Source organism: Flavobacterium sp., from assembly GCF_035760125.1.
Lineage (GTDB): Bacteria > Bacteroidota > Bacteroidia > Flavobacteriales > Flavobacteriaceae > Flavobacterium.
On the sequence record NZ_DASTTN010000559.1, the window covers coordinates 1 to 5574 of the forward strand.

The 5574-nt window shown below is 33.8% G+C and carries 5 protein-coding genes; all 5 read right to left on the minus strand.

What is annotated here, in order from left to right:
- Positions 1-36 precede the first annotated feature (36 nt).
- Positions 37-864, minus strand: a complete 828-nt coding sequence (locus VFS71_RS19950; protein WP_326403454.1) for an AraC family transcriptional regulator — start codon at positions 862-864, stop codon at positions 37-39.
- A gap of 229 nt (positions 865-1093) precedes the next feature.
- Positions 1094-1411, minus strand: coding sequence for a hypothetical protein (locus VFS71_RS19955; RefSeq protein WP_326403456.1), 318 nt, complete (start codon positions 1409-1411; stop codon positions 1094-1096).
- A gap of 301 nt (positions 1412-1712) precedes the next feature.
- Complete coding sequence (locus VFS71_RS19960; RefSeq protein ID WP_326403457.1) at positions 1713-2069, minus strand: VOC family protein; 357 nt, start codon at positions 2067-2069, stop codon at positions 1713-1715.
- A gap of 333 nt (positions 2070-2402) precedes the next feature.
- Positions 2403-3011: a hypothetical protein gene (locus VFS71_RS19965; RefSeq protein WP_326403458.1), complete on the minus strand. Its 609-nt coding sequence runs from the start codon at positions 3009-3011 to the stop codon at positions 2403-2405.
- A 723-nt stretch (positions 3012-3734) separates the two neighbouring features.
- Positions 3735-5183 carry a hypothetical protein gene (locus VFS71_RS19970; RefSeq protein WP_326403460.1) on the minus strand — a complete coding sequence of 483 codons (1449 nt, stop codon included), beginning with the start codon at positions 5181-5183 and terminating at the stop codon, positions 3735-3737.
- Positions 5184-5574 lie beyond the last annotated feature (391 nt).

A 5574-nucleotide genomic window follows, 5' to 3' on the forward strand; every position in this document is an offset into this window, starting at 1 on the left:
GTGAGGCTCAAATCGCTTTTCTGTAAAGCTCAATTTTTATATTTCGGTCGGTGATATTCCGTATTGCTTTTTAAATGCTGTTGAGAAATGTGAGGGATTTTTAAAGCCTACTTCAATAGATACATCTTGTACTTTTCTGCCTTCTTCTTTCAGTTTTATATAAGCTGTTTCTAAGCGTTTTTTTATCAGCCATTTTTGTGGTGTAAGATTGCTTATTTTCTTGAAATCTCTTTTGAAAGTAGCTAAACTTCGACCTGTAAACGAAGCGATTTCCTCCATTGTGAGGTCTTCCATATAGTTGCCATTGAGGAACTCCAAAAGGTCAATTTTCCAAGGTTCGGCAAAGTCAAAAAGTATCGGATAAAGTTGTTCGTCACTGTTCAGTAAAGCGTAAATTCCTTCCAATAATTTCAAATGTGTAACGCCTTCCGTTGGTTTTACATTGCTGTCAAAATAAGGAGTTAGGGATTGAAACAAACTTTCTATCGCAGGAGTTGGCTCTAATTTGAAAACGGTTTTATCAGAAATTTTTATATTTTTGGGGATCTCAGATTTGTTCATTTTGCTGTAGAACTCTCGCAAAACATTACGTTTGAAAGTCAATGAAATGCCTTTGTACAAATCTTCGCCTTTGCTGTTTTTGTACATTTTTAATCGGTGGTCTCTTCGGATAAAAGCACAATCGCCTTCCTGTAATTTTATCTTTTTGTTTCGGTCTTCAATAATCTGTTCGCCCGAATACAAGTATATCAAAACGTGTTCAGGCGTTGCGTGAATACACTTTTCGCTGTAATCAGAAAAACACGAAAGAAATACTCCTGAATAGTTTACAGTTTTTAATTTATCATCTTGTTGCACATCCATAATTTGCTGCTATTAGATTAATAACCAACAAATTTACGTTTTTCGCTTTGATATGACTTTATCGTAAAGCTCGTTTTGCCTTTCTGTAAGGCTCAATTAAAGTTATGTCTAGTTGAGTTTTTGGTTTAAAGTATCGTTTTACCATAGCCTACAACGTCCCGCTACCAAATCTCCCAAATACAAAACCAACTTTCATTAAGCCTATTGCTCAAATCCGCTGTCGCAGCTTTTAGCCGTTCGGTTTTCTTTTTAATATTAGTGATTTAACTTTTGTATACGCAACATAAATTAAATGTGCTATAATTGTAAAACACATCCCAATAAACCAAATAGCTCCAAACATTGAAATTAATGGTAACAAACAACCTGATTCTTTTTCGCTTTTAGATAAATAATTTATAATAAATGGAATAAAAAAATATGTCAGAAGTATAGAAATAAAAACATATTTTTTTTTATTATTTATTTTTTTAAAATCTACATATAGATAAAGTAAAATCTGTAAAATTGGTAAAATAAAAATTATATAGGTAGCTATTCTTTCCATTATTTTTGAGTTTCAATTTGAATAAACCAATTGAGTTTTTATTTTTTTAATTAGTTTTTTTTGTCAGTTTCTTTACTTTTTGTTCTGCTAAACTGACCGCCAACGTTCTGGTACTACAGCGGGTTTGGTGTTAAATTAACCCTTATCTTCGGATTTGCCACCCGAGTCCCGCTAATTAGCGGGACGACCAGGCGAAGCAAATCATCCCAAATACAAAGCCAATTTTCCATTAAGTCTAATGCCCAAATCCGTTGTAGTAGCTGCTGGCTGCTGCCGTTACGTAGTACTCGGTCAATAGTGATTATATACTCTGTCCGAAAGTCAATAGATTGTTATCCGGGTCAAGTAACGCAAATTCCCTTTGTCCCCAAGCTTTTATCTCTAATGCTCCATTCGGGTGTATGCTTATTTTATTGTCCAACAATGATTGATACAAACTGTCAATGTTATTGGTTCGGATGTAAACTCCTGAGTAGTTTTCGTTCGGGCCAAGTTCTTTAAACTCAAAAAAGTGGATTTCTATGTTGTCTTTTTCAACCATCAAATAACCATCATAGTCAGAACTTCCCAGGTTCCGAAATCCTAACTTGCTTATATAGAAATCTTTTGTGACGGCCTTGTTCCGCATCGGCATTTTTGGATTTATGTTTGTCAGCATATCTTTATTTTATTAAAATTTTGTTACTTGTCAAATTTACATTGCAATGAGGGCAGTCATCCAGTTTCTAATTGTTACTCCTGTCGACTGTTATATAGATGCGTCACTCGGTTGCTGTAACCTTCTGGTACTACAGCGGGTTTGGGACTAAATTAAGCCCATTATTCGGATTTACCACCCGAGTCCCGCTAATTAGCGGGGCGAATAGACGAAGTAAATCATCCCAAATACAACCCGAGGCTGAAAGCCGAACCGGCCGGAGGCAAACCAACTTTCCATTAAGGCAATTGCCAAAATTCGTTGTAGCATCTATGTAAAAAGCAGAACTTAGAGTTACCAAAACTTCCACCATTTCTTGTTTTCAACTACGTCTTTTGGACTTATTTCGTTTTGGTTATTTACTTTATTTTGGTTTTTAATTCTTTCAATTTCTTTAAACTCTGAAGTTTCTAGGTTTAATATAAAATCACTTTTATATCCTTCTCCGTATGAATCATAACTGTTTAATTCTCCAATTAAGTTTTCGTCTTCCAATTTCACATTTGTTATTCCGTCATAATATAAGTTATCTAAATGTTCAATTTTGTCGATACTTTCTACAATAGAAATGGAATATTCGCCAACTAAAACAAATTTGGTTTTATATTCAAAAACATATTTATAATCGTGTCCAAATTCAACTTTCGGTTTAGTTTCTTCGGGATTCATTATGTAGCAATTTCCGCACGCAATTATTAAAACATTTTCACTGCTCTTTAATTTGGCTGCAAATTTAAAACTCGAACTTCCAGTTTCAAAATTCCCAATCCATTCCGTATTGTCTTTCTTAATAAATTTAATGACTAAACCTTCCGAAAATTCAGAATAGCCATTTTCAGGGATTGAAATATACATTTCTCCGTAGGCTGGTAAACCTTTCAATATTTCGAATTTTTCTTTCAAGTTCCTGCTTTTAACTTACTGCCAACGTTATCGGGCTAGGCGAAGTGCCTTCTTTCTTCCGCTTCACAAATAATTGCTAAAATAGCCAAATTTTTTAATTTGTACTATTTTATCCATAGAAGCGGAAGGCATTTCTCCTAGCCCATGTTATGAGTAGTTACTGACCTATTTACAATCTATATTCTTATCAGTAACGGAGTTGGATAGACTACTCTCATTATGGTAACTTTTTCTCAACTGCTCATAAAACTTCCCTCTCCCATAACCCCTTCAAACTCGACAACCACTACCCTACTGTTTCATGCCATTCCATCCTTCAAAAATAAAATGACAATTATGATAATGATGTTCCGCAATTTTAATACTCCCGAATTGACAAGTTTTAATACGGAATAGACAAGTACTTTACAAATAAAAAAAAGAGGATCCAAAATCCTCTTGAAAAACAACAAATTTCTTTTACGCTAACTTCATAGTATGAAGGAAGCAGCTGTGGATGAGAGACCTCGAAGAGCAGAGGTATTGCCGAAGGCGGGGATTTTTACCCCAAAAGCTCATTCGAAGAACGAAAGCTGAACTTTGTACTGATGCTCGATCGAAGCTGTTCGGCCCCGCTTTTGACAATACCATCTTAGCGGAAGTCTCTCTTATTGTATATGACAACTTTTCCAACCATTTGCCAGAACATTTGAATGACATTGAATAGCTAATATTAAAATCGTTTTATATACTATTGTAAACTATAATACTCTGTGCAACATCTTGGTTTAAATAATCAACATAAATTACATTTGGTTTTGAATAATTTTTATTAACAATATATTCGTTCAAAACTGATGGTAATTCTTTGTTAGCATTATTTGCCAATGTTTCAATTGAATGCCAACTTACATACGTTTTTGGTGTCATGGTCCATGATAACAGAAAGAAATACTTCCTGTCTGCAATTGCATAATCTTTCCAACGATCTAATTGAATTTTCTTCATTTTATCGAAATTCTGCTCATCTGAATATTCATCATAAACAGTTAAGTTTGCGGCACTGTTTATTCCGGAAGCATCATAATCAAAATAACGAAGCCTTCCTTTTCTAACATCACAAAAGTCCTCATAACCACACACAATTATTAATTTCCCTCTTAGTTTGTGGATTGGGAACTCCATAATATTACCGTCCGCCCCAGTCTCACTATCCGTTAGTTTAAGCAAATAATCATTATAGTCTGCACTATCCAAAAGTGCGCTTACTAATTCAGCTATATCACTTTCTTTATGGTTGTCGCCATAATTTCTGAACCGTATTTTAAAAATTGCGAATTCGCTTTTATGCTCACTCAAAAATTTTACTGTTTCATCCAATATGTCTCGTAAATATTGACCGCTACAGCCATTGCCTTTTGTTCTATGAAATGTGATTAAGGAGCTATGATCGTAATCAACTCTAATATCAAAATATCGTGAGCCGCAAAGTAATTGCCCGCTAATAGACAAGCTCTGGGTTTTGGTAAAGGGTCCAATAAGACCGCCTGATCCATCACTGCAATTTCTCAATATCGACATGCCTGCATCATGTGTACCAGGCATTGCCAGTTCTCCTAATTTTTTAGCATCATGAATATTTGATATCCATGTTGCTAAATCAAAAAGTGAAACTTTCTTAATCTTAATTGTGCTCAAATCATTGCCTCCTCTTTGAAAAACAAATTTTACATCTTGGTTCAATTTGTTTTTTCCTATACACTCTACACTGTGGTCGCCAATGTTTTTACAAAATTTTCCGCCAAACCACCAGTTGTTACCTCCTGTATGTCCTTGTGCAAGTGCAACAGATTCGAAAATAAATTCTTCTACTTTGTCAACTAAAACACCTCCTTTTAGACGTATTACTAAAGTACCAATCATTGCAAAATTCAACTCATCAGCGCCATGGTCAAATGTATTTTGATTGGCTCCTATTTTTAAGTTATACCACTTGGCTGTTTCTTTTGTTTTATGCCGTCCTATTTTAAACTCTAAGTCACTATTATTGAAATCTACTTTTAATCCTTGATAAATATTCCCATGAGGGTCTTCGCCTGAGGACACTTTATAGTCTTCAACTTTAAAATATCCTGATTCAATTTTGTAGTCGTTATCTAGAGCGAACGTTACTTTGTTTGTTTGGTAATTCATATTTAAGCATTTTTTAGATTTTAAATTATTATCTACTCTATATCAGTTTTTTGTTTTTTTGTTTTTGTAACGCTTCTTATTTCAAATGTTTTTTACAGATAAAAACCACACTATAACAATCCCTACTATTTTATACTATTCCATCTCTTAAAGATAAAATGCAATTCCAGTAACAAAGTATCCAAAATTCTAATATCCCCGAATTAACTATTTTTATTCCCGATCAGAGAAGTGATTGTCTTTAAACAAAAAAAAGATGCTATAAAGCATCTTTTTCAAGGTATTGGATTAAGGTCAAATCTTATTTTTTTTTATTTTTTTTTCAACTTCTACTCGTTTGAAAAATTCAGATATTACTATTTCATCCCATCCCTCAAAGATAAAATGACAA